Here is a 23,541-nt window from a genome sequence, read left to right on the forward strand (position 1 = left end):
GGCGGCTTCTACGATCAGACCCATGCGTGCGGTCGTGATCGAAAAGTTCGGGGTGCTTCCGGAAGTGCGGGAAGTACCGGATCCGGTGACCCCCGACGGCGGGGTCGTCATTGCGGTCGAGGCGACCGGGGTGTGCCGCAGCGACTGGCACACCTGGCAGGGGCACGACGAGGCGGTCCAGTTGCCGCATGTGGCCGGGCACGAACTCGCCGGGCGGATCGTCGAGGTCGGCGCGGGCGTCAAGGGCTGGGCGAAAGGCGACCGGGTGACCGTCCCGTTCGTGTGCGCATGCGGCGTTTGCGCGCAGTGCGCTAAGGGCGACCAGCAGATCTGCGACGACGAGTTCCAGCCCGGCGCGACCCACTGGGGTTCGTTCGCCGAGCTGGTCGCCATCGAGCATGCCCAGACGAACCTGGTCGCGTTGCCGGACTCGATGTCGTCGGCGGAAGCTGCCGCACTCGGTTGCCGCTTCGGGACGGCTTTCCGCGCAGTGTTGCGCCAGGGCGGCGTACGCGCGGGGCAGTGGGTGTCTGTGTACGGCTGTGGCGGCGTAGGCATCTCCGCGGTCCTGCTCGCGGCCGCTGCGGGCGCGAAGGTGGTTGCGGTCGACGTCTCGCCGCAGGCGCGTGCGTTGGCGGAGCGTTCTGGCGCCGTGCTGAGTGTCGACGCCAGCGCGTTCGATGGGCCGGAGGCGCTGGCTGCGTACGTCCGTGAGCGCACTGAAGGCGGTACGCACGTGTCGCTGGACTGTCTCGGCTCTCCGACCACCTGTGCGGCTTCGGTGGGCAGCTTGCGCAAGCGCGGCCGACACGTGCAGGCCGGGTTGATGCCGCCGAGTCAGGGAGTGCCGCCGATTCCGATGCACCGGGTGGTCGGTGGCGAGCTGGAGATCGTCGGGATCCATGGGCTGCAGGCGTACGAATACCCCGAATTGCTCGGGGTGGTGGAGCGGTCGGGCATCGATCTGGCCGGGTTGATCGGCACGCGGATCGGGCTCGACGGGGTGCCAGCGGCACTCGCCGCGATGAGCGATCCGGTGCCTGCCCGGGCCGGAGTGACCGTCGTGGAGTTCGGGTGACGAATGGCGGCCGGCAACCGAGTCCGAGTTGTAGCTGACCGAGACCTGGCGGGACCCGCTGCGGTGTGGAATTCTCCGAAGCTTGGCGGCAAGTGGCGAGGGGAAACCGCCGCAGGAGCGCCCGTCCGGGTGACTCCTGCGGCCGCCGGCCGCGGAGCGGCGTGATGGAGCTGCTGCCGCGTCCGCGCCGGGAAATCGCACCGGGTGCGGTGCACGTCCCGGATTGGCTCACCGTTCAAGAACAACGCGACCTCGTCACGGCCTGTCGCGGCTGGCGCGGTTACCGGTCGACCCGGCTGCCGAACGGCGGGGTGATGTCGGTCCGCACGGTCTGTCTCGGCTGGCAGTGGCGGCCGTACCGCTACGACCGGCTGCGCGAGGACGGTTCGCCAGTCGAGCCGTTCCCGGACTGGCTGGCCGACCTCGGCCGCCGCGCGCTCGCCGACGCCTACGGCCGGCCAGCCGAGGACTACGAGCCCGACGTGGCGCTCGTGAACTACTACGACGCCACCTCCAAAATGGGCATGCACCAGGACAAAGACGAGCATTCGACGGAGCCGGTGGTCTCGCTGAGCCTCGGTGACACGTGCGTCTTCCGCTTCGGCAACACCGAGCACCGAAACCGGCCGTACACCGACGTCGAACTGCGCTCGGGCGACCTGTTCGTGTTCGGCGGCCCGTCGCGGCTGGCGTTCCACGGGGTGCCGAAAACCCTGCCCGGCACAGCGGATCCGGATCTTGGCCTGACCGGGAGGCTCAACCTGACGCTGCGGGTGTCCGGGCGGTGAACCGGACGCGTTGCCCGGGCCGGAGCTGGGCGGCGAGGTCCAGATCGTCCTCGTCGACGACGGCGGCGACGGGGTAACCGCCGGTCACCGGATGGTCGGCGAGGAACAGGATCGGCACTCCGGACGGCGGCACCTGGAGCGCGCCGGGAACGGCGGCTTCCGGGGCCAGCTCGCCGACGCGGGCGCGGGTCAGCGCCGGTCCGTCCAGCCGGACGCCGACGCGGTCGAGGTCGCTCGTCACGGTGTAGGCGCCAGTGAGCAAAGTGGACAGTGCGGACGGGGTGAACCAGTCCAGTCGCGGTCCGGGTTCCAGGCGCAGGATGGGTTCTTCGGCAAGCCGGGGCAGCGGGGCGAGATCGACACAGGGGGCACTCTGTACCACCGAGCCGATCGGCAGCGACGTTCCCGCTGAGAGGACGGGCGGGCCGAGTTTGCCCAGAGTGTCCGTGGCCCGTGCGCCGAGCACCGGCGGCACGTCGATTCCGCCGCGCACCGCGAGGTAGCTGCGCAGACCGAGCGCCGCGACGCCGAGTTCGAGTTCGTCTCCCGGGCGCAGGATGATCGGCGCGCCGACGGCGGCAGCCCGTCCGCCAGCGCGGATCGGCAGCCGCGCGCCGGTGACCGCGACGACTGCGTGCTCGGAAACCCGCAACCGCAGGCCACCGAGGGTGACCTCCAGCGCGGCGTGCGTTTCCGGGTTGCCGACGAGCCGGTTCGCCAGCTTCAGCGAACCTCGGTCGGCTGCGCCGGACCGCCCGACGCCGACTGCCGCGTACCCGGGCCGTCCGAGGTCTTGCACCGTCGCGAACGGGCCGGTCTCGAGGATCTCGATCTTCCCGGTCACCGGATCGCCTCGAACCGCACTCGGGTGCCCGGTACCAGCAGGTTCGGCTGCTCTCGCCCGACATCCCACACATCCGCGTCGCTGTGGCCGAGCAGATTCCAGCCACCGGGCGACGGATGCGGGTAGATCGCGCTGTATTCGCCGGCGATCGCCACCGCACCCGCTGGCACGCGCGTGCGCGGCGTGCTGCGGCGCGGCAGGTGCAACGCCGGATCGAGGCCGGTCAGGTAGGCGAAACCAGGCGCGAACCCACAGAACGCCGCGACGTAGATGGCCGCTGAATGTCGTTGTACGACCTCGGAAACCGACAGCCCGGTAGCCTCGGCGACGTCCGCCAGGTCGGCACCGTCGTAGCGCACCGGCAGGGTGACGGTGTCCGCCGAGCGCTCAGAAACGTCCACTGTGGACAGCGAAGTGAGCGAACGAGTCAACGCGGCGGAATCGGTGCGGGCCGGGTCGAACCGGACCAGCAGGGTGCGTGCGGCGGGGACGAGCTCGACGACGCCCTCGGGCTGGGCGGCTTCGCAGGCCGCCTGAAACCCGAGCACGTCATCGACCTCCACCAGCAACGCGGAACGGCCGTAGCGCAGCACTGTGCTCACACGAACGACCTCAGCACTACGCCGGACTCGGTGAGCAGTTCGCGAATCCGTCGGGCCAGCTCGACCGCGCCAGGCGTATCTCCGTGCACGCAAAGGGAATCCGCCCGCAGCGTGAGCTTGCCGCCTTCGGCGTCGACGACCTCGCCCGTGGTCGCCATGGTGAGCGCCCGCGCGGCGACTTCGTCAGCGTCGTGCAGCACCGCGCCTGGCAGTTTGCGCGACACCAGTCGTCCTTCCGGCGTGTACGCGCGATCGGCGAACGCTTCCGCATACGCAGGCACGCCCGCCGCTTGAGCCGCGCGCAGCATTTCGGAGTCCGGAGGACACAGCAGTGCTAGATCGGTGTGATAGCGCCGTACGCCTTCGACAAGCGCCGCCGCCTGCTCCGGATCGACAGCTGCGGTGTTGTACAACGCGCCGTGCGCCTTCACGTACCGCACGCAGCTGTGTGCCGCGCGCGCGAAGGCGTCGAGAGCGCCGATTTGGTACAGCACTTCGTCCGCGAGGTCTTCCGGCGCGATGTCGAGCGCGCGACGGCCGAAGCCGGCCAGGTCGCGGTAGCCGACGTGCGCGCCGATGGCGACGCCGCGTTCGGCCGCGCGTTCGCACACTCGCCGCATCACGCTGGCGTCGCCCGCGTGGAAGCCGCACGCGATGTTCGCGCTGGTCACGATGTCGAGCATGGCTTCGTCGTCGCCCATGGTCCAGGCGCCGAAGCCTTCGCCGAGGTCGCTGTTGAGGTCCATGTCATCCCACCTGGTAATCGCGATCGGGTTGGTCGGTCAAGAACATGTACCCGGGGGCGTGCGTGACGGCGAACGGCGGCCGCGACGCCATCAGCGCCGCCTGCGGGGTGACGCCGCAGGCCCAGAACACCGGCACGTCACCGGGTTCGGCGTCGACCGGATCGCCGAAATCCGGCCGGGCGAGGTCGGCGACGCCCAGTTCGGCCGGGTCGCCGACGTGCACCGGGGCGCCGTGCACCGCGGGCATCGCGGCGGTGACGCGCACGGCGTCCTCGACCAGGGTTTCCGGTATTTGCCGCATCGACACCACCATCGGGCCGCTCAGCCGTCCCGCCGGTTCGCACTGCCGGTTCGTCACGTACATCGAGACGTTGCGACCCTGCTCCACGTGCCGCAGCGGGATGCCCGCGGCGCGCAGCAACGTCTCGAAGCTGAAGCTGCAGCCGATGGAGAACGCGACCAGGTCACTGCGCCACACCCCGGTGGCGTCGGTGATTTCTCTGGTCAGCGCGCCGTTGTGCCAGACCCGGTAGCGCGGCAGGTCGGTGCGCAGGTCCGCTCCGGGCGCGAGCCGGGTCGTCGGGTCGCCGGGTTCGCTGACGTCGAGCACCGGGCACGGCCGCGGGTTGCGAGCGCAGAACTCGCGTACGTCGTCGGCCCAGTCCTCCGGGACGGCGATCAGATTGGTCTGTGCATAACCAGCCGCCCAGCCGGTGGTGGGGACTTCCAGGCCGGCACGGAAGAGGGAGCGGGCCTGGGCGGGGGACGTCGTGAGTGCTGCTGACGGTTCTAACCGGGATTGCCGCTCACGAGGCGCTGAGGTCATGACGGCACCTCCACCAGTTCCTTGCCTCGCGTTTCCGGCAGCCCGAGCAGCGCCGCCGCGGCGATGGCGTAACCCACCGCGCCGAGCACGATCGCGCCGCCCGCACCCAAAAAGCCCACCACCGCGGGGAAAGCGGCACCGACGGCGCGGCCGAAGTTGTAGGTGAAGCCTTGGCCGGTGGCGCGCAACTCGGTCGGGTACAGCTCGGCGAGGTACGCGCCGAAGCCGCTGAAAATCGCCGAAGTCGAGAAGCCGAGCGGGAAACTGATCAGCAGCATCAGGCCGTTCGCGCCGTAGGGCAGCTGCACGAACAGCACGATCAGCAGCGCGGAAATGACAGAGAACAGCAGGAACGTCTTCTTCCGGCCGAGCAGGTCGGTGAGGTAGCCGCCGCAGACGTAGCCGATGAACGCACCCGGGATCAGCAGCGCGAAGTAGCCGCCGGTGTTGACCACGGACAGGCCGCGGCTGCTCTGCAGGTACTTCGGCATCCAGGTGAACAGCGTGTAGTAGCCGCCCTGGACGCCGGTCGCGAGCAGCGCGGCGAAGACGGTGGTACGCAGGAGCTTCGGCCGGAAAATCCCGGCGAGCGAGCCTTTGACCTTGGCCGAAACCCGTCGTGCCGCTGCCTCCGGGGCGTCCTCCACGCTGCGCCGGACCCACAGCACGAGCAGCGCCGGAATGACGCCGACCCAGAACAGCACGCGCCACGCGATCGCCTGGTCGAGCACGCTGAACAGCACGGTGTAGACGAGCACCAGCAGGCCCCAGCCGACCGCCCACGCGCTCTGCACGAACGCCACCGTGCGGCCGCGGTACTTGGCCGAGCAGTACTCGGCGACCAGCGCGGCGCCGACCGCCCACTCGCCGCCGAATCCGAGCCCCTGCAGACCGCGGAAGATCAGCAGCGTTTCGAAGTTCGGCGCGAAACCGCAGAGCACCGTGAAGATCGTGTACATCGCGATGGTCAGCTGCAGCGTGCGGACGCGGCCGATGCGGTCGGCGAGCACGCCGGCACCGACGCCGCCGATCGCGGACACGACCAGCGTGACGGTGCTGAGCAGACCCGCTTCGCCGGACGTGATGCCGAAGTAGGCCGTGATCGCGGCCAGGCCGAAGGGGAGGGTCTGGTAGTCGAACGAATCGAGGCCGTAGCCGCCGAACGCGCCGAGGAAGGCGCGGCGGCCTTTGCGGCCGAGCGAGCGATACCAGCCGAACGGGCGGGCCGCGTTCGCGGTGCCGTCGGCGACGTTGACGTTCATAGGGCACCTCACAAGGTGGACGTACTCATGGTGGCACGAGTCACATGGCTGCTACCGTACGGATCGTTCAACAATCCCACAAGTCCCTCATTTTATTGTTCATCGTCCGCTGGCTACGCTGGGCGACGTGGTCACCGACGGAGAGCCGATGGGCCTGGAAGCGGATCGCGGCCTGCTCGGCCGGACGAGCACCGCGGAACGAGTCGCGGGCGTGCTGCGCACGCGCGTTTCGGAGGGGTACTTCCGGCCTGGAGTGCGGCTTTCGGAGCAGGACATCGTCAACGCGCTCGGGGTCTCGCGCAACACGCTCCGTGAGGCCTTCCGGCTGCTGACGCACGAACGGCTGCTGGTGCACGAGCTGAACCGCGGGGTGTTCGTGCGGGTGCCGAGTGTCGAGGACGTGCGCGACATCTACCGCGTCCGCAAGATCATCGAGTGCGCGGCGGTTCGTGACGTGACCGAGAAGCCGGCGGCGTTCGAGAAGATCGCCAGCACCGTCGCGGACGGTGACCGGGCGGCGAAGCATGCGCAGTGGCAGGACCTGGGGACTGCGAACATCCGTTTCCACGCGGAACTCGCGGCGCTCACCGGCAGCGAGCGCATCGTCGAGCTGATGCAGGCGCTCGCCGCGGAGCTGCGGCTGGTGTTCCACGTGATGGCGGACCCGCGCCGCTTTCATGAGCGGTATCTGCCGCGGAACCACGAAATCCTGGACGTGCTCGCGACCGGCGACGGGATCCGTACGGCGGAGATGCTCGCCGTCTACCTCGACGACGCCGAAGCGCAGTTGGTCGAGGCCTACGCGGAGTTGTCCGGGCTCGCCGAGGCTCGCTGACGGGTTCGGCCGCGACCGGCCGGTTTGCCCGGGAAGGCAGCGAGAATGGCCGTTCGGCCCCTCCTGTGCCCCGGAAGGCTCCACGGCGTACGCGGTCTGGCTACCGTCGGCAGTGGGCCGTGTGAAAGCCGCCCCGGGTGCCGGGACCCCCAGCCGACGCGCGGACGGCGGCCGATGGCCGGGCGGTCGACCTTGGTTCCCGCCCGGCCCGCGCGGTGTTCGCGGCGGGCCGTAGCCACCGGGGGGAGGTTACGGCCCGCCGTCCGCTCTTCGTCCACAGTGGACGGCTACTGGTTCACCGACCATTTCTGGTTGACGTTGCCGGTGCACGTCCACAGCTGCAGTTTCGTCCCGTTGGCCGAACTGACCCCGGCGGCGTCGAGGCATTTGTTCGCGTGCGGATTGACGATGTCGTGCGCCGCGGTCACGACCCACTGCTGCGCGTCGCTGTTGTTGCAGTCGTACATCTGCACTGGTGTGCCGTCGGCGGTGCCGGAGTATTTGACGTCCATGCACTTGCCGAGCGCGCGAATGGTCCCGTCGCCGCCGACGGTCCAGTCCTGCGCGGCGTTGCCGTTGCAGTCGGTGATCTGCAGCTGCGTGAAGTTCGCCGGATTGGCCCACGGCACGTCGACGCATTTGCCGCCGATGCCGATGATCCGGCCGGTCGACCCGCCGGTGCTGCTGGTGGTCACGTGCACGTAGTCGACGACCAGCTGCTGCGGGAACTGCGTGCTGCCGTCCGGATCGCCGGGCCAGTCGCCGCCGACCGCGAGGTTCAGGATCAGGTAGAAGGGATGGTCGAAGACCCAGCGGTTTCCGTTCAGATCGGCCGGGGTGCGGGTTTCGTAAGCGTTGCCGTCGACCGACCAGACGATTTTGTTCGGCGACCAATCGACGGCGTAAGTGTGGAAATCGTCGGCGAAGACGGGGCCGTTGTACGCCGCGCCGATGCCGCCCGCGCCGGAGTAACCGGGGCCGTGAATGGTGCCGTGCACGGTGTTCGGCTCGCGGCCGATGTTCTCCATGACGTCGATTTCGCCGTCGGTGGGCCAGTTTCCGCCGCCGAGCATCCAGAAGGCGGGCCACATGCCCTGGCCGCGCGGGATCTTCATCCGGGTTTCGACGTGGCCGTAGGCCTGGCTGAATTTCCCGGCGGTGTTGAGCCGGGCGGAGGTGTACTGGCAGGCGCCGTACCAGCAGGTGTGGCCGGAATTCTCGCGTTTGGCCGTGATCACCAGATGGCCTTGGCCGTCGAGCGCGCCGTTGGCGGCGCCCGCCGTGTACCACTGGCGTTCGTGGTTGTTGCCGTTGTTGTCGCCGGTTTCGTAGGTCCATTTCGACGCGTCGGCGGCGGCTCCGGCCGGGCCGTTGAAATCGTCGGTGAAACTGTCCGCGGCGGCCGCGGTGGGCGGGGCGAGCACAGCCGGGGCGGTCTGGAGGCCGAGCGCCAGCAGCGCGGCCGCGGCCAGGACGGCGGGGAGACGTCTGAGGAAACTGGACATGCGTTGTCACCTCGGTTTCGGGGAGGAACCTGGGACGAGGATGAACGCTTTGTTGTGGCGGGCAACAAAGTACGAGAAGTATGCCTGGTCTGGACCTCTGCGGCAATGGCCACCGAGGGTGCGGGGGTCACCTGGCCGAGGGTAAGGCTGTCCCCACCGCGGTGACGCCAGCCGGCACCATGGTTCGGCGGAAGCCCGCGTCCTACGTTCGGAAGTGCCAGCCGAGACCGGACGACAGGAGAGAGGCCGACATGACGGCGGGGACGGATCTTCGACCGACGCGGGCAACGCCCGCAGCGGAGCGAACGGTACGGGTCGAGCCGCGGAAGCACTGGTGGCGGCGACCATGGGTGGGGCCGCTGGGACTGGTGGTGGTCGCGTTCCTGGCGTACTCGCTGCCGCCGTATCTGGCGTTCGACCCGGCGCGGTCGCGGGTGCCGTCGACTTTCCCCGCGCACTACCTCTTCCTGGTGGGGCACGTGGTGTTCGGGTCGATCGCGATGGTGACCGCGTTACTGCAGATCTGGCCGTGGATCCGGCGGAAGCACCCGGTGCTGCACCGCTATTCGGGCCGCGCGTACGTGTTCGCTGGTGTGCTGCCGTCCGGGTTGCTGGCGTTGACGATCGGCGCGGCGACTCCGTACGGGCCGGTGACGCGGGCCAGCGACGTGCTGCTCGCGGTGCTCTGGCTCGGTACGACGTGGGCGGGCTTCCGCGCCGCTCGCGAACGCCGGTTCGGCGATCACCGGCGCTGGATGATCCGCAGTTTCGCGCTGACGATGTCGATCATTCTCAACCGGCTCATCGGCCCGGTCGCGGCGATCTTCCTGGCACCGCAGGTCGCCACCACCTTCGGCGGCAGCGAGATCGCGCTGACGCAGTCGATCGCGGCGCTCGGGGCGTGGGTGAGCTGGACGGTCGCGCTGATCGCGGCGCAGCTGTGGCTGGACCGGAAACCGAAACGCCGCGCGAGTGTTCAGTAGTTCGCTGTCCGCGCCGCCTGCAGGTCACCACACCGGCAGGCGGCTCATCCGCGTTGCTGCAGGGAACGCGCGATGATCGTCCGCTGGATCTCGGACGCGCCCTCGTAAATGCGCGGCGCGCGGACCTCTCGGTACAGATGCTCCAGCAAATGCCCTCGCCGCAGTGCGCGGGCACCGTGCAATTGCACCGCTTGATCCACCACGTATTGCGCGGTCTCGGTCGCGAACAACTTCGCCATTGCCGCACGGCCCGCCAGGTTCTGCTCCCCGGCGTCGTAAGCGGCTGCGGCGGCGTAAACCAGCAGGCGGCCGGCTTCCGTCCGCGTCGCCATTTCGGCGAGCGTGTGTGCGACCGTTTGCTGCTTCACCAACGGGCCGCCGAATGCCTCGCGCGAAGCGGTGTACTCGACGGTCGCGTCGAGGGCGGCTTGTGCCATGCCGACGGCGAAGGCGCCGACGCTCGGGCGGAACAGGTCCAAAGTTCGCATCGCTACGGCGAAACCGCGGTTTTCCTCGCCGAGCAGTTCGTCGCGATTTACCCGGACGCCGTCGAATACCACGGTGCCGATGGGGTGTGGGCTCACCAGGTCCAGGTGTTCCCCGCTGAGCCCAGCGCGGTCGCCGGGGACGACGAAGGCGCTGACTCCGCGGGAACCGGCGTCGGGAGTCGTGCGCGCGAAAACTGTGTAGAAGTCGGCTTCCGGGGCGTTCGAGATCCACATTTTGGTGCCGGTGAGCCGCCAGCCGTCGCCGTCTGGTTCGGCGGCCAGTTGCAGCGCGGCAGCATCCGATCCCGCATCTGGTTCGGTCAGCGCGAAGGCGGCGACGGCGTCACCAGCGGCGACGGCGGGGAGCCAGCGCTGGACCTGTTCGTCCAAACCGGACTGGAGCACGGGATAGCTGCCCAAGCCCTGCAACGCCAAGGCGGTCTCGGCTTCGGTGCTTTGCGTGGCTAGAGCTTCCCGCAGCAGGCACAGATCGGTCGCGGCCGCCTGCCGGGTCGGCTGTCCACTTTCGACCCCGGGGAACAGCCGGGCGAGCAAGCCGTGTGCGCCCATGGCCTTGAGCAGCGGACGGTTTACCGCGCCTTCGGTGCCGGCGGCGGCCAACTCGACGAGCTGTTCAGCGGCGATCTTCCGGACGGAAGCGGCGTACGCGGTCTGTTCCGGAGTGAAAGCGAATGCGTTCATCGGGCGTCCTCCGGTCGCCAGCGGGCATGGGCGGTCTGGTGGCCGCCGGTGCGGACCAGGTCTAGTCGCGGTTCCGGACCGTCGGTGCGGCCGGTCTGCGGCGGGCGTTTGCCCGCTGCCCACTGCTTCGGCCACGGGACCGGATACTCCTGCGCGGCGGCCGCGTGCAAAGTCCATTGTGGATTGAACAGGTGCGTCCGGCCGAGTGCGCACAGATCGGCCCGGCCGGCGAGGATGAGCGAGTTCACGTCGTCGTAAGAGGAAATCGCACCGACGGCGATCACTGCGGTGCCATAGCGACGGCCGACTTCGTTGCGGATCCGGTCGGCGTACGGCGTTTGGTAGCTGCGCCCGAACTTCGGCTTCTCCTCGCTGACCACCTGTCCGGTCGAGACATCGATCGCCGCCGCACCGTGTTCGGCGAAAGCCTGCGCGATGGCGACGGCCTCGTCGGCGTCGTTGCCGCCCTCGAACCAGTCCGTGGCGGAGATCCGGACGGTCAGCGGACGGTCGGCTGGCCATACCGCGCGCACCGCGTCGAAGACCTCCAGCGGGAAGCGCAGCCGGTTTTCCGGTGAGCCGCCATAGGAATCGGTGCGGTGGTTGGTCAGCGGAGACAGGAAGGACGACAGGAGGTAGCCGTGCGCGCAGTGCAGTTCCAGCAGGTCGAACCCGGCGCGCGCGGCGGCTTCCGCGGCCGAAACGAACTGGTCCCGGATCTCGCCCAGTTCGGCGACGGTCAGCTCGCGCGGCGTCTGGTTGTTCGGCGAGTACGGCAGCGCGGACGGCGCGCAGACCTCCCAGTTGCCTTCCGGCAGCGGGTCGTCGATGCCTTCCCACATCAGTTTCGTGGAGCCCTTGCGGCCCGAATGTCCCAGCTGCAACCCGATTTTCGCCGGGGTTTCGCGGTGCACGAACTCGACGATCCGCTTCCACGCGGCTTCCTGCTCGGAGGTGTAAAGCCCCGGGCAACCCGGCGTGATCCGGCCCTCGGCGGACACGCAGATCATCTCGGTCATGACCAGCCCGGCCCCGCCGAGCGCCTTGCTTCCCAAGTGCACCAGGTGGAATTCGCCGGGCACGCCGTCTACCGCGGAGTACATGTCCATCGGCGAAACGATGATCCGGTTCGGCAATTCCAGCGAACCGATCCGGACCGGCTGGAACATCGGCGGCGCAACGGAAGTTCCGAGCGAATCGGCGAACCACTGATCCAGCGAGGCGGCGAATTCCTTGTCTCGCAGCTTGAGGTTGTCGTAAGTGACGCGGCGGCTGCGGGTAAGCAGGTTGAACGCGAACTGCTCCGGCTCCTGATGCGTGTACTGCGCCAGATTCTCGAACCACTCGAGGCTCGCCTGCGCCGCACGCTGCGTGGACGCGACGACCGGCCGGCGCTCTTCTTCATACGCCGCAAGGGCTTCCGGAACACTCGGCTGTTCGTGCAGGCAAGCGGCGAGCGCGAGCGCGTCCTCCATGGCGAGCTTCGTGCCCGAGCCGATCGAGAAATGCGCGGTGTGCGCCGCGTCGCCGAGCAGCACGACGTTGTCGTGGACCCAGCTTTCGCAGCGGACCGTGCCGAACGTGGTCCACTTGGAGTTGTTGGCCAGCAGCTGATATCCGTCGAAAATGTCGCCGCACAGTTCGCGGATCAGCTCGATCGACTTCTCGTCGCTTTCCCCCGGGCCGAGTCCGGTGGCGGCGATCGGGCCGAATGCCCGCTGCCACACGTCCTCGTGCATCTCCAGGATGAAGGTGCTGCCGTCCCGGCCGTACGGATAGCCGTGGACCTGCATGACGCCGTGCGGAGTCTCGAGGACGTAGAACTTGAACGCGTCGAACACGAGGTCCGTGCCGAGCCAGATGTAGCGGCACTGCCGGGTTTCGACGGACGGCCGGAACGAATCGGCGAACGCCGTGCGCACGGCGGAATTCACGCCGTCCGCCGCGACCACGAGATCAGCGGAAGCGGCCAGCTCGGCCGGATCCGGCGCCAGACTGCGGAATCGGACATCAATGCCCATTTCGCGACACCGCCGCTGCAGGATCGCGAGCAGCCGTTTGCGGCTCATCGCGGCGAATCCGTGCCCGCCCGAGGTCGACACCGTGCCGCGGTAGTGCACGTCGATGTCGTCCCAGCGCGCGAACTCCCGGCTCATCGCCTCGTGCACGGCCGGGTCGGCGTGCTCGATGCCGCCGAGCGTCTCGTCGGAGAAGACGACCCCGAAGCCGAACGTGTCATCAGGCGCGTTGCGCTCCCAGACCGTGATCTCGTGGTCCGGGCCGAGTTGTTTCGCGAGCACGGCGAAGTAGAGACCCGCGGGTCCGCCGCCGACTACTGAAATCCGCACGCGACCCAGAGTATGTTGCCCGTCCTACGGTCGTCAAGAAGACGATAGATGGGTTACGCTCCCGGCATGGAGCGGATCAATCCCCCCGAGCTGGGCAAGCCGTCGGGGTTCTCGCACGCGGTGGCGGCGCAGGGCCGGCTGGTGTTCCTCGCCGGGCAGACCGCGCTGGACGGGGACAACCGGATCGTCGGCGACGGTGTCGTGGAGCAGTTCGAGCGCGCGCTCGGCAACCTGCTCACCGCTTTGCGCGCGGCCGGTGGTGAACCCGCGGACCTGTGCAGCTTGACCGTCTACATCGTCGACATGGACGACTACAAGGCGCACGCGCGCGAGATCGGCCGCGTGTGGAAGCGGCTGGTGGGCGCGGATTACCCGGCGATGGCGGGCATCGGCGTGAACCGGCTGTGGGACGTCGAGGCGCTGGTGGAAGTGCAGGGCTACGCGGTGGTCAACCGCTGAGCACCTGCCGCAGGTGCGTGCGCGCGGCTTCCTCGAGCCGGTCGTGCAGCGTGAAGAACACCTCCGCGGCCCGGATGCCGGACCAGCCCTCGGGCAGCAATTCCGCGGGCAGGCACGGGTCGAGGTACGGCATCCGCCGCCAGCCGGTGAGCACGCGCAGGTAATCGGCGAACGCTTCGTCCGTGGGCGTGGTGCGGCGGCGCTGCCACCGGCGCAGCGCCGGTTCGTGCTCTTCGAGGAACGCCGTGTACAGCTCGTCCAGCTGGTCGAGGTCCCACCACTCGCGCACCTTCTCGCGCGGGTCGCCGAAAGCGAGATGCTCGGCGCGGAACACGTCGGCGTACTCGGCCAGCCCGAGGCGCTCCAGCGTGCCAACGGTCGCCTCGTACAGGTGCGCCGGCGCGATCCACACGCCCGAAGAGGCGGTGCCGAAACCAAGCCGCGACAACTGCGTCCGCAGCACATGCCGCTTGTGCCGTTCGGCTTCCGGCACCGAAAACACCGCGAGCAGCCAGCCGTCGGCGAGCTTCGCGCGGTCGCGGCGGAAGATCCGTTCGTCGCCCTCGCGCAGCAAATCCAGTGCGGTACCGGACAATTCGTACCCGGCGGCTCCGTCGCGGCGCACCGCGTCGAGGACCCCGCGTCGTTTGAGCCGGGAAATCGACGACCGCACGGCGGGCTCGTCGACGCCGACCGCGGCGAGCAGATCGATCAGCGAGGCGACTGAAAGCCATTCGCCGCCCGCCTGGTGGTGGACGCCGTAGACCGACACAATGAGGTGCCGGGGCTGGGCCGCGCGCCCGTTGTCGGCATCGGCTGCTTCCGGTACGGCCGTCACCCGATCACCATAACAAGCGAGGGGTAGCATTTCCGGCGCGATGGCGTTTGTGAGCACTGCACCGTTGGTGAGCCGGCTGACCCGCCGCGGACGGCTGATGGCGAAACGCACCTGCGACCGCCGGGGACACGCCTTCGCGTTCGGCCGGTTCCTTTTCCGCACTCCCACCGCCTGGGAGTACGCGGCGGCGGTCGCGGGCGGCAGCGACGCGGCCGCGCAGCGCTGGCTCGGCTGGCTTCCCGAGTCCGTGGTGGCCGAGCCGATGCGCGGCGAGGCGTTGCGCGTGATTCCCGGCACCGGACCGGACTGGACCACGCCGGATCCGCATTCGGTGGACGTCGTCGCGATCGATCTCGTGGCGGGCCGCTGCGCCGGTCTCGTCAGCGTGCACGCGGGCGAGGACGGCGGCCCGGAGACCGGCGGTTATCTCGCGCCGGAGTATCGCGGACACGGATTCGGCCGCGACCTGTTCGCCGCCGGCCTGGTGCTGGCGCACGAGCATCTCGGGCTTTCGCGGGTGCGCGCGGGCGCGGAGGTCGGCAACGTCGCCAGCGGCCGTTCGCTGGAAGCCGCCGGCTTGCGCCGGGTGCCGGGACCGCCGCGGTACACCCTGCCGGACGGGCGGGGCTGCGAAGCCTGGTGGTATCAGCACGACGCGGCGTGGCCGCGGAAATGCGCGGGCCCGCAGGCACAGTGGCTAGTCCCCTCGTGAGTGGCGATCACGGTGAGAACCGTGATCGCCACTCACGAGCCATACTCCTCAAACACCCTCAACGTCCTGATCACCAGCGCCCGCTCGCTCGGACTCAACGGCGACAACGCCGCTTCCCACGCCTTCGCCCCCCGAGCGAGCCACGCGTCCACCGCCGGTCGCTTGTCCGCGTGGATGCTCACGATGGTGCGCCGCCGGTCGTCCGGGTCCTCGGTACGTTCCAGCACGCCTTGCCGGGACAGGTCGCCGATCATCAGACTCGCTGTGGTGGGCGCGATTTCGAGCCGTCCGGCGAGTTCGTTGACCGTCATCGGGCCGTCGAACAACAGATAGGCCAGCAGGGACAGATGCCGCGGCGCGAGCGCGACGTCGTCGAGTTCCGGAGGCGGCGGCGTTCGCTTCGCCCGGCCGACGATGCGGGGCATGAGCAGCAGCAGTTCGCGAACCCCGTCCTCGACGGTCGGGCCGGACTCGGTGGCCATGCCGCGACAGTACCCGCGCGTGTGTTGACAGCCCGAGGCGCGCGACTAGGTTTGTTGTTACATCATCAAACAGGGAGTCTCCGATGTCGGACTGGAACCAGCAGATCATCGACGAGTTCCGCGCGAACGCGGGCAAGGTCGGCGGCATGTTCGAGGGCAGGAACATGCTGCTGCTCACGCACACCGGCGCGAAAAGCGGCAAACAGCGGGTGAGCCCGCTGGTGTACACCACCGACGGCGACCGGATCGTGATCGCCGCGTCCAAGGGCGGCGCCGACACCAACCCGGACTGGTACCACAACCTCGTCGCGAACCCGTCCGTCACGGTCGAGATCGGCACCGAGAAGTTCCCGGCGACGGCGAAGCTCGTGGCCGATCGCGCCGAACGCGACCGGCTGTACGCCGGGATGGTCGCGCACGCCGAGGGTTTCGCGGATTACGAGAAGAAGACCGAGCGCGTGATCCCGGTCTTCGTTCTCGAGCGCTGAGTTGCTAATCCGGCCAAAAGCAGGCCGCCCCCACCTCGGCGCGTAACCGTTGCCAGGAAGTCATTAGGCCGTGACTGCGGTCGGATGAGCAATGATCGGCACAGTCAGCCCAGCGGCTGTCCGTAGACGAAGCTCCGCAACCGTCCAGTCGACATCGGATCCAGCGGAGCGAACAGCTTGGCGTGGGCGGCCCGCACGGTCGCCGCGTCCGGCTCGATCAGCGACAGCGCGCGCACGGTGTAGCGCGAATCGGCGGTGAAATCCGGCGTGGAGGAATGCTGGTACGCGCCGCCGAGCAGGTCGATGATCAGCACAGGCGGAATCGGGGCGTCCGGGCCGGCGTGGTCGAGCACAATGGTCAGCACGTCGTCCCGGAGCGTCGGCAGCACGCGGTTGTCGCCGAGGTACGAGTGCGGATGCGGCGGTTCCGCGGCGATCTGACCGGAGTCGGTGAACGGCATCGTGGTGAGGGTGTCCTGCAGCGGGCCGAGTGCGCGCAGCGGCGCGACGAGCTCGTCGCCGTCCGTGCCGAGGTAGGCCACGCGGATGTGTGCGATGTGCTTGCCCCGCAACGGTTCCGGCACCATCGGCAGGTCCGGGTAGGGCACCATCGCGACCGAGGTGCCGACGGTGTCCGGCAGGTCGGCGGTCCAGTCGCGCCAGGTGCGCAGGACGTCCGGGATCTTGGCGGTGTCGAAGTACAGTCCGCCGCCGTACAGCGTGGTCACCGGGACGAGGTCGAACTCCAGCGCCGTCACGATCCCGGCGTCGATCGGGCCGGTGGCGCGCGTGCCGTCGGGCCGGACGATCTCGGCGGAGCGGACGCGGTCCGAGGCCGGGCCGAAGTGCCGGCCGAGCAGGCCGAAACCGCCGCCGAGGGTGTAGCCGACCACGCCGACGCCCGGGGCCGAACCGCTCAGCGGCGCGAGTCCGTGCTCCGCGGCGGCGGTGATGACGCTGCCCCAGGTCGTTCCGGCTTCGACCCGAGCCACGGCGCGGTCCGGGTCGATGGTCACGCCGGTCATCCGGCGGGTCGAGATCAGCACGCCCTCGGCCGGTGCGCGCAGTCCGTGTCCGGTGGCTTGCACGGAAACCGGCAGGTCGCGTTCGGCGGCGAGGCGGACCGCGGCGGCGACGTCGTCCGCGCTGGTGGCGGCGACGACCAGCTGCGGGGCGGAGGTGATGCCGGTCTGGAACCCGGCGATCTCTTCGCGGTAACCGGCTTGCTCACGGGTGAACGTCTGCATGCCTTCAGCGTGCTTGCTGATCGGTGATAAGTCCAAGAGATACTAGTTCCGGTAGCTAGAATTACTGGTTATGGAACTGCACCAGCTCGAGTACTTCGTCGCGGTCGCTGAGGAAGCCAACTTCACGCGCGCGGCGGCGCGGATGCATGTCGCGCAGCCCGGGGTCAGCGCGCAGATCCGCCGGTTGGAACGCGAGCTGGGGCAGCCGTTGTTCGACCGGTCCGGCCGCACGGTACGGCTCACCGACGTCGGCGAGGCAGCTCTGCCGCACGCTCGGGCCGCGCTGGCGGCGGTCGCGGCGGTGCGCGAGACGGTCGCGGAGCACGAAGGGCTGGTGCGCGGCCAGGTCGCGATGGGGATGGTGACGTCCGCTGGACCCGTGGCGCTGCCGGAGTTCCTGGCCGGGTTCGCCGAGCGCTACCCGGGAGTGGAAATCACGCTCAGCGAAGCGAATTCCGACCTGATGGTCGAGGCGTTGCGCGAAGGACGGCTGGACGTCGCGGTGATCGGCCTGGCCGACGGAGTGCCCGCCGGGCTGACCACTCAGATCGTGCTCGACGAGGAGCTGGTCGCGGTCACCGCGCTGGGCGACGAATTCGCCGACCGCGCCTCGCTCACCCTGGCTGAGCTGGCCGAACGGTCACTGATCTGCCTGCCGAAGGGCACCGGCATGCGCGGCGTGCTGGACCGCGGGTTCGCCGCGGCCGGGCTGCACTCGCGGGTGACGATCGAAGCGAGCGACCCGAACGTGCTGGCGAAGCTCGCGATCCGCGGCCTTGGCGTCGCGCTGGTCCCGGAGTCGTTGGCGCGCTATTACGCCGAGGAGCTGCACAAGCTGCGGCTGCGGCCGGAGCTGCGCGGACAACTAGCGCTGGCGTGGCGGTCCGACGGTCCGTCCGGACCCGCGGCCCGCGCGCTGATCGAGTTCGCGCGGTCGACGCTTTAAGGCGGCAAAGCTTACTGATGCGGCCTCGGGCTCGCAAATGAATTCCCGCCGGAATTCCCGAACGGATCGGCCGGAGTAGGCCGTTCAGGTCGTTGTTGCGGCGTATTCGAGAAACTCGCCGTACTGTCGGCGGCGGCCGCGAGTGCGGTCGGCAGTGTTCGAGAATACGGAGGAATTTCCGTGAAGCTTGTTCGTCTCGTGCGCAAGGCCCTTCCGGGCAAGAGCCTGAAGTCTTACGCCTGGTACGGCTGGATCTGACGGTCTCGTCCGAAGTGGACCGGCCGGTTCCGGAATGTCCGGGACCGGCCGCCCGGCGTCGCAGAGGAGCTTCGCGGTGACTATTCCCGCTGAACGGAACAAAGTGCGCCAAGTGGTATTCGCGCCGCGTCTTCAGGAACTGCTGGACCGTTATCGGGGGAAATCCTTCTTTCGGCTGGAACCGGACACGGTCGGCGTCGCCGGGGCCGATCTGATGGACGCTCTGCTGCGCAGCCGGCCCGCGAACGCCGAGGAACGGCCGACGTTCAAACCAGTGCGCGGCAGGGCTGTCACGCGGCCGGAATCGTCGGCGCTGATGCGTGCGGTCGGTGCGGACGTGCGCGCCGCGCTCAAGAAGCCGCTCGGCGAACCTGCACTCACCGGGACCTGGCCCGCCGTACCGCACAACTACCTGCGAGACCTGGTGTTCGGGCACGAACAGCGGCGGTTTCGGGTCCTCGTCGACCGTCGGCTGGAGCTGACGCCGAAGATCACCTGGGCCGCGGTCGCCGCCGGAGCCGCGCTGTGGGGACGGCCCGCACCGGAGGTCGCGCTGTCCACTTTGGCGCGGATGGTGCTGGAGGCGGACACCTACGAGCAACGCCGCTTCGCGATGTACCTCTACCGGCGTGTGGCCGGGCCGGTCTGTTTCACCGTCGCAGCGCTGGTCACGAACGCGTTGTGGCTCAGCTCGCCGCTGGACGACGAGGTGCCGACCGAGTACGTGCTCAACGAAACGCTGCGCCTGCTGCCGCCGTCGTGGAACATCCTGCGCGTGCGTTCGCCGGAGTTCGCCGAGGTGGACGCCCGGATCGGCCCGGGCGACGACGTCCTGTTGCTGCCGCTGCTCAGCCATCGCGACCCGGAGCTGCGGGACGCGCCCGACGAATTCCGGCCGAGCCGCTGGGCCGCGCTCGACCCGGACACTCACCCCGGCTACCTCCCGTTCGGGCACGCCAGCGAACGCTGCTGGGGACGGCACCTGGTGCTGCCGCTGGCGGAACGCGTCCTCGACCTGGTCCGCCGCGACGGGCTCGTGGCCGATCCGGCGCAGACGCGCGCCCGGGTGCACCTGGACGGGCTGCTGGAGGTGTCGGACGTGCGGGTCGTGCGCGCCTAGCGGCTCTTGACAACGTGTCAACGGAGGCGTTCCACTGGACGGATGCTCCAGGACGGCGTGCTCGGCGTCAGCCTGCTCGCGGGCGGCGCGAACGTGATCATGCAGCTGGGCCGGCCCGAGGTCGGGTACGGCGTGATGGAAAGCCGGGTCGATTCGGGGAATCTGTTCAAGCATCCGCTGAAACGCACCCGCACGACCGTCACCTACCTTGCCGTCGCCGTGCTGGGCACCGACGCTGACCGGGAGGCGTACCGGCGGGCGGTGAACGCGGTGCACGCGCAGGTGGTCTCGACCGAAGCGAGTCCGGTGCAGTACCACGCTTTCGACCGGGAGCTGCAACTGTGGGTCGCCGCCTGTCTGTGCCGTGGCGTCGAGGACGTGCACCGCGCGTTTCTCGGTCGGCCCGCTCCGGAATCGTGGTACGCCGAGGCCGCGGTGCTGGGCACGACGCTGCAGGTGTGTCCGGAAGACTGGCCGGAGGACTTCGCCGCGTATTGGGAGGACGGGCTGGCGCGAGTGGACATCGACGACCGGCTCCGCGAATACCTCACCGCCATCGCGAATCTGGAATTCCTGCCGCGGCCGTTCTCGTTCCTCTTCGGACGGTTCCACCGCTTCGTGACGACGGGATTCCTGCCGGAGGTGTTCCGCGAGCAGATGCGGCTGCCGTGGTCGGCCGCGGACCAGTGCCGGTTCGATCGGCTGATGCGCGCGATCGGCCGAATGGTCGAACCGCTTCCGCTGCGCGTACGGCGTTTTCCCTATGACGCGTGCCTCGCGGACTTCCGGCGGCGGTTGCGCAAAGGGAAACCGCTCGTCTAAGCGGTTGACCCGAATGCGCTGGTCGGCAAGGGTTGACCTATGGCCACTGCCGACGTACTTCCTGCCCCGGAGGCAGCATGAGCAGAGCGGATGAGGTGCGCGAAGGGGTTTCCCTGACCAACCTCGACCAGGAGCTGTTCGTCGACGCCGGGGTGACGAAGCGCGACCTCGTCGACTACTTCGACGCCGTTTCGGACCGGTTGCTGCCGGTGCTGCGCGACCGTCCGCTGTCGGTGATGCGCGTGCTGCGCGGGCAGGACGCGTTCATGCAGAAGAACCTGCCGAAGTACACGCCGGAGTGGGTGCCTCGGGCGAAACCGTGGGCGGAGAGTTCACAACGGACGGTCACCTACGGCCTGTGCAACGACCGCCGGACGCTGCTGTGGTTCGGCAACCAGCGCGCGGTCGAACTGCATCCGGCGCTGACCAGGGTGGATCCGATCGGCCAGACCGACCTGATCATGGACCTCGACCCGCCGGAGGGCGCGGACTTCAGCGTCGCGGTCGCGGCGGCCCGGCTGGTGCGGCAGGCGCTGGCCGACGTCGGGCTCGCCGGTGCGTTGAAGACGAGCGGGTCCAAGGGCGTGCATGTGTTCGTGCCGCTCGTCCCGGGTCTGTCCTTTGAGGACGTCGCGGCGGCGACCCGGGCGGTCGGCGCGCGGGCGGAACGGGTCGATCCGGAGCTGGCGACCACCGCGTTCATCCGGGAAGACCGGCAGGGCAAGGTGTTTCTCGACTCGACCCGCGCGGGCGGGGCTACCGTGGCGGCCGTGTACAGTCCGCGGATCCGGCCAGGTGCGCCGGTGTCGTTCCCGGTTCGCTGGGCGGACGCGGACAACGTCAGGCCGGCGGATTTCACGGTGAAGACCGCGGTGGGGCTGCTGGGCAACGCTGATCCGTGGGCGGAGGAATTGCCGGAGCCGCAGGAACTTCCTGCGGAACTCGTAGCCGAGGGGCATACGATCCCGGTCGCCCGGGTCGCGGCGATGCACGAGGGCAAACGCCGGGCCCGGGCGCGACGGGCGTCAGGGGAGAGCGAGTAAGTCCTGATGGTGCACGGTGACTTCGGTGATCCGCCGATCCTCGGGCGCCGCCAGGTCCGGCCGTTGTTCTCGTGCTGCGGCAACGAATCCGCGATACCAGCTGTCGATGAGTTCGCGGTGTTCCGGACCGAGCCGCCACGGTGACGGTCTGGTGTGGACAGTCCAGCCGTGTCGGGTGAACTCCGCCGCGGTGAAGGCGGCGGCTTCGGGGCCCAGCTTTCCGTCTCGGCGTTGGTGGTCGTTGAACGCGGTGTTGAGCGCTTCGTCTAGCTCGTCCGGTGGCGTGATCTGAGCCGACCCGGTCACGGACAACGTGAACAATGCCGGGCTTTGCGCGTCCACACAGGACTTCACTAAGCGCTGGATCTCCTCCTTGGTAAGGAGATCCAGCAAAGCGGAAGCTGTGACTAGAGACGTGCCGCTGATGTTCAGCCGAGTCACGTCGGCTTGTTCCGTCTCGACACTGATCTCCGGCGGAAGACTGCGCGCGGCGATCTCCAGCAGCCGCGGATCCTGGTCGTGCAGGATCCATCGCTGCGGCTTCGGAAGGCGACCGCTCAGCCAGCGACCCATCGCCCCGGTGCCGCAGCCGAGATCGCGGATGACTGCCGGGCCGGCCGGGAGCAGGGTGACGAGATCGGCCGCCCGGGCCGCGGTGTCGGCTGGCTCCCGGAGCCGCAGCCATTCCGGCGCGTAACCGGAAGAGTCCACTGTGGTCACAAGGAACGCTCGTATCCGGCCGAAGCGGCATGGGATTCGTGCAGGGTCACCGAAATCTGCGCCAGTCCGCGCGCGTTTTCACCGAGTTCCCCGGCGTGGATCCGGTCCGCGAGCCGGTCGGCGATCACCTTGGCGAGATATTCGGTCGACGTGTTGATCCCCGCGAAATCGGGCTCGTCGTCCAGGTTCCGGTAGTTCAGGTCAGCGAGCACCGCACCGAGCTGCTGGGTGGCGAGCCCGATGTCGACGACGATGTTGTCCGAGTCCAATTCGGACCGCCGGAACGTCGCGTCGACCACGAACGTCGCGCCGTGCAAGCGTTGCGCCGGGCCGAAAACCTCGCCGCGGAAACTGTGGGCGACCATGATGTGATCGCGCACGGTGACACTGAACAACGCGTTCTCCTTTACGGGTAGGTGATCCGGTGAGCCAGTCCGCGCAAAGTTCCGTCCGCCAACCGCACCGCGACGGCCGGCAGTTCGGCGAACGTGGATTCGCTGGTGATCAGCGCGTCGAACGCCGGGTCCGCGAGCAGCCGCAACGCCAGCGCCATCCGGTCGCCGTAACCGCGCCGCGCCGCGCGAGCCGGCGAGACCGTGCCGACCTGGCTGCCGCGCACGGTGAGCCGCCGCGAATGGAAGTTCTCGCCGAGCGGCACCGACACCTGACGGTCGCCGTACCAGCTCAGCTCGACCACCGTGCCCTCGCGGCCGAGCAGGTCCAGCGAACGCGCGAGCCCGGAGTCGGTCGCGCTGGCGTGCACCACGAGGTCGAGGTCGCCGCTCGCGGTCTCCGGGGTGGCGTACCGAATGCCGAACGCGTCCGCGACCTCCGCGCGATCCGGGTCGGGGTCGACGAGCTGGACGTCGACTCCGGGAAACCGGGACAGCAGGCGAGCGACACAGCAGCCGACCATCCCCGCCCCGACCACCGCGATCCGGTCGCCGACCAGCGGAGCCGCGTCCCAGAGCGCGTTCACCGCGGTCTCGACGGTCCCGGCGAGCACCGCCCGCGCCGCGGGGACGTCGTCCGGCACCACCGTGACCGCCGACGCGGGCACGACGTACTCGGTCTGATGCGGATACAGGCAGAACACCGTGGCCCCGGTCAGCTCCGGCGGTCCGGAAAGGACCTCGCCGACGTTCAGGTAGCCGTATTTGACCGGCCACGGAAAGTCGCCCTCCTGATACGGCGCGCGCATGACCTCGTGCTGGCTCTCCGGCACTCCGCCGCGCAGCACGAGACTTTCCGTGCCGCGGCTCAACGCCGAAAAACGCGTTCGGACCAGCACTTCGCCGTCCTGCGGAGCAGCCACCTCGGCCGATCGGACCTCCCCGCCCGCGGCCGAAGTGAACCAGAAGGCCTGCGCCGCCCGTGTCAAGGTTGTCCTCCGTTGCTG

The 23,541-nt window shown here is 69.1% G+C and carries 26 protein-coding genes; 12 read left to right on the forward strand and 14 right to left on the reverse strand.

Annotation, left to right across the window (positions count from 1 at the left end; genetic code table 11):
• The first annotated feature begins 22 nt into the window (after positions 1-22).
• Both ATK30_RS23315 and ATK30_RS23320 read left to right on the forward strand, forming a co-directional pair.
• Complete coding sequence (locus ATK30_RS23315) at positions 23-1,078, forward strand: alcohol dehydrogenase catalytic domain-containing protein (protein ID WP_101437420.1); 1,056 nt, start codon at positions 23-25, stop codon at positions 1,076-1,078.
• Positions 1,079-1,242: 164 nt separating this feature from the next.
• A complete protein-coding gene (locus ATK30_RS23320; protein WP_416332780.1) occupies positions 1,243-1,866 on the forward strand; it encodes an alpha-ketoglutarate-dependent dioxygenase AlkB family protein in 624 nt (207 codons plus the stop codon).
• Here ATK30_RS23320 and ATK30_RS23325 read toward each other — a convergent pair.
• From ATK30_RS23325 to ATK30_RS23345, 5 genes are read right to left on the reverse strand one after another with little or no spacing between them, the layout of a single operon-like run.
• Positions 1,835-2,710, reverse strand: a complete 876-nt coding sequence (locus ATK30_RS23325) for a 5-oxoprolinase subunit C family protein (protein WP_101437422.1) — start codon at positions 2,708-2,710, stop codon at positions 1,835-1,837. The genes ATK30_RS23320 and ATK30_RS23325 overlap by 32 nt on opposite strands.
• On the reverse strand, positions 2,707-3,312 hold the full coding sequence (locus tag ATK30_RS23330; protein WP_101437423.1) for a 5-oxoprolinase subunit B family protein: 606 nt from the start codon (positions 3,310-3,312) through the stop codon (positions 2,707-2,709). Before ATK30_RS23330 ends, ATK30_RS23325 begins: the two co-directional genes overlap by 4 nt.
• A complete protein-coding gene (locus tag ATK30_RS23335) occupies positions 3,309-4,058 on the reverse strand; it encodes a LamB/YcsF family protein (protein ID WP_101437424.1) in 750 nt (249 codons plus the stop codon). The genes ATK30_RS23330 and ATK30_RS23335 overlap by 4 nt, the downstream gene beginning before the upstream one ends.
• 1 nt (position 4,059) lies before the next feature.
• Positions 4,060-4,884, reverse strand: a complete 825-nt coding sequence (locus ATK30_RS23340; RefSeq protein ID WP_101437425.1) for a putative hydro-lyase — start codon at positions 4,882-4,884, stop codon at positions 4,060-4,062.
• Positions 4,881-6,146 (reverse strand): MFS transporter, encoded by a 1,266-nt coding sequence (locus ATK30_RS23345; protein ID WP_101437426.1) that lies wholly within the window; start codon positions 6,144-6,146, stop codon positions 4,881-4,883. Before ATK30_RS23345 ends, ATK30_RS23340 begins: the two co-directional genes overlap by 4 nt.
• Positions 6,147-6,294: 148 nt before the next feature.
• On the opposite strand from ATK30_RS23345, the gene ATK30_RS23350 reads away from it, so the two are divergent.
• Entirely contained in the window at positions 6,295-6,981 is a 687-nt protein-coding gene (locus ATK30_RS23350) for a GntR family transcriptional regulator (RefSeq protein ID WP_101437427.1), read from the forward strand.
• A gap of 287 nt (positions 6,982-7,268) precedes the next feature.
• Here ATK30_RS23350 and ATK30_RS23355 read toward each other — a convergent pair whose 3' ends face one another.
• Complete coding sequence (locus ATK30_RS23355) at positions 7,269-8,486, reverse strand: glycoside hydrolase family 16 protein (protein WP_101437428.1); 1,218 nt, start codon at positions 8,484-8,486, stop codon at positions 7,269-7,271.
• A gap of 350 nt (positions 8,487-8,836) precedes the next feature.
• Between ATK30_RS23355 and ATK30_RS23360 the strand changes: the two genes are divergently transcribed.
• The gene (locus ATK30_RS23360) at positions 8,837-9,469 is read left to right on the forward strand and encodes a DUF2306 domain-containing protein (RefSeq protein ID WP_244194704.1); all 633 of its coding nucleotides are present in this window, start codon (positions 8,837-8,839) and stop codon (positions 9,467-9,469) included.
• A gap of 44 nt (positions 9,470-9,513) precedes the next feature.
• Here the strand turns inward: ATK30_RS23360 and ATK30_RS23365 are convergent, their stop codons facing one another.
• Together ATK30_RS23365 and ATK30_RS23370 are read right to left on the reverse strand one after the other, a co-directional pair.
• Complete coding sequence (locus tag ATK30_RS23365; RefSeq protein WP_101437429.1) at positions 9,514-10,659, reverse strand: acyl-CoA dehydrogenase family protein; 1,146 nt, start codon at positions 10,657-10,659, stop codon at positions 9,514-9,516.
• Complete coding sequence (locus ATK30_RS23370) at positions 10,656-13,007, reverse strand: bifunctional salicylyl-CoA 5-hydroxylase/oxidoreductase (RefSeq protein WP_101437430.1); 2,352 nt, start codon at positions 13,005-13,007, stop codon at positions 10,656-10,658. The genes ATK30_RS23365 and ATK30_RS23370 overlap by 4 nt, the downstream gene beginning before the upstream one ends.
• Before the next feature lie 66 nt (positions 13,008-13,073).
• On the opposite strand from ATK30_RS23370, the gene ATK30_RS23375 reads away from it, so the two are divergent.
• Positions 13,074-13,466 (forward strand): RidA family protein, encoded by a 393-nt coding sequence (locus ATK30_RS23375; RefSeq protein WP_101441019.1) that lies wholly within the window; start codon positions 13,074-13,076, stop codon positions 13,464-13,466.
• Here ATK30_RS23375 and ATK30_RS23380 read toward each other — a convergent pair.
• Positions 13,456-14,304, reverse strand: coding sequence for a PaaX family transcriptional regulator (locus ATK30_RS23380; RefSeq protein WP_101437431.1), 849 nt, complete (start codon positions 14,302-14,304; stop codon positions 13,456-13,458). The two genes, ATK30_RS23375 and ATK30_RS23380, sit on opposite strands and share 11 nt — an antisense overlap.
• Before the next feature lie 40 nt (positions 14,305-14,344).
• On the opposite strand from ATK30_RS23380, the gene ATK30_RS23385 reads away from it, so the two are divergent.
• The gene (locus ATK30_RS23385) at positions 14,345-15,016 is read left to right on the forward strand and encodes a GNAT family N-acetyltransferase (RefSeq protein ID WP_101437432.1); all 672 of its coding nucleotides are present in this window, start codon (positions 14,345-14,347) and stop codon (positions 15,014-15,016) included.
• Positions 15,017-15,048: 32 nt separating this feature from the next.
• Here the strand turns inward: ATK30_RS23385 and ATK30_RS23390 are convergent, their stop codons facing one another.
• Positions 15,049-15,498, reverse strand: a complete 450-nt coding sequence (locus ATK30_RS23390; RefSeq protein ID WP_101437433.1) for a MarR family winged helix-turn-helix transcriptional regulator — start codon at positions 15,496-15,498, stop codon at positions 15,049-15,051.
• Between the two features lie 83 nt (positions 15,499-15,581).
• On the opposite strand from ATK30_RS23390, the gene ATK30_RS23395 reads away from it, so the two are divergent.
• The gene (locus ATK30_RS23395; protein WP_101437434.1) at positions 15,582-15,986 is read left to right on the forward strand and encodes a nitroreductase family deazaflavin-dependent oxidoreductase; all 405 of its coding nucleotides are present in this window, start codon (positions 15,582-15,584) and stop codon (positions 15,984-15,986) included.
• A 104-nt stretch (positions 15,987-16,090) separates the two neighbouring features.
• Here ATK30_RS23395 and ATK30_RS23400 read toward each other — a convergent pair whose 3' ends face one another.
• A complete protein-coding gene (locus tag ATK30_RS23400; RefSeq protein WP_101437435.1) occupies positions 16,091-17,233 on the reverse strand; it encodes an FAD-binding oxidoreductase in 1,143 nt (380 codons plus the stop codon).
• A 70-nt stretch (positions 17,234-17,303) separates the two neighbouring features.
• Between ATK30_RS23400 and ATK30_RS23405 the strand changes: the two genes are divergently transcribed.
• The 5 genes from ATK30_RS23405 (at position 17,304) to ATK30_RS23420 (ending at position 21,422) form a co-directional block, all read left to right on the forward strand.
• The gene (locus ATK30_RS23405; protein WP_101437436.1) at positions 17,304-18,179 is read left to right on the forward strand and encodes a LysR family transcriptional regulator; all 876 of its coding nucleotides are present in this window, start codon (positions 17,304-17,306) and stop codon (positions 18,177-18,179) included.
• Positions 18,180-18,359: 180 nt separating this feature from the next.
• Entirely contained in the window at positions 18,360-18,437 is a 78-nt protein-coding gene (locus ATK30_RS47300) for a tryptorubin family RiPP precursor (RefSeq protein ID WP_369333442.1), read from the forward strand.
• Between the two features lie 76 nt (positions 18,438-18,513).
• Complete coding sequence (locus tag ATK30_RS23410) at positions 18,514-19,557, forward strand: cytochrome P450 (RefSeq protein ID WP_244194705.1); 1,044 nt, start codon at positions 18,514-18,516, stop codon at positions 19,555-19,557.
• A 42-nt stretch (positions 19,558-19,599) separates the two neighbouring features.
• Entirely contained in the window at positions 19,600-20,379 is a 780-nt protein-coding gene (locus ATK30_RS23415) for an oxygenase MpaB family protein (RefSeq protein WP_101437437.1), read from the forward strand.
• A 77-nt stretch (positions 20,380-20,456) separates the two neighbouring features.
• Entirely contained in the window at positions 20,457-21,422 is a 966-nt protein-coding gene (locus ATK30_RS23420; RefSeq protein ID WP_101437438.1) for a DNA polymerase domain-containing protein, read from the forward strand.
• Here ATK30_RS23420 and ATK30_RS23425 read toward each other — a convergent pair.
• From ATK30_RS23425 to ATK30_RS23435, 3 genes are read right to left on the reverse strand one after another with little or no spacing between them, the layout of a single operon-like run.
• Positions 21,405-22,142 (reverse strand): class I SAM-dependent methyltransferase, encoded by a 738-nt coding sequence (locus tag ATK30_RS23425; RefSeq protein WP_101437439.1) that lies wholly within the window; start codon positions 22,140-22,142, stop codon positions 21,405-21,407. The two genes, ATK30_RS23420 and ATK30_RS23425, sit on opposite strands and share 18 nt — an antisense overlap.
• Positions 22,139-22,537: a 6-pyruvoyl trahydropterin synthase family protein gene (locus ATK30_RS23430; RefSeq protein ID WP_037811036.1), complete on the reverse strand. Its 399-nt coding sequence runs from the start codon at positions 22,535-22,537 to the stop codon at positions 22,139-22,141. Before ATK30_RS23430 ends, ATK30_RS23425 begins: the two co-directional genes overlap by 4 nt.
• Positions 22,538-22,548: 11 nt before the next feature.
• Positions 22,549-23,523 carry a zinc-dependent alcohol dehydrogenase gene (locus ATK30_RS23435; RefSeq protein ID WP_101437440.1) on the reverse strand — a complete coding sequence of 325 codons (975 nt, stop codon included), beginning with the start codon at positions 23,521-23,523 and terminating at the stop codon, positions 22,549-22,551.
• Positions 23,524-23,541 lie beyond the last annotated feature (18 nt).

The sequence above is a fragment of the Amycolatopsis echigonensis genome, assembly GCF_002846615.1.
Classification (GTDB): Bacteria; Actinomycetota; Actinomycetes; order Mycobacteriales; family Pseudonocardiaceae; genus Amycolatopsis; species Amycolatopsis echigonensis.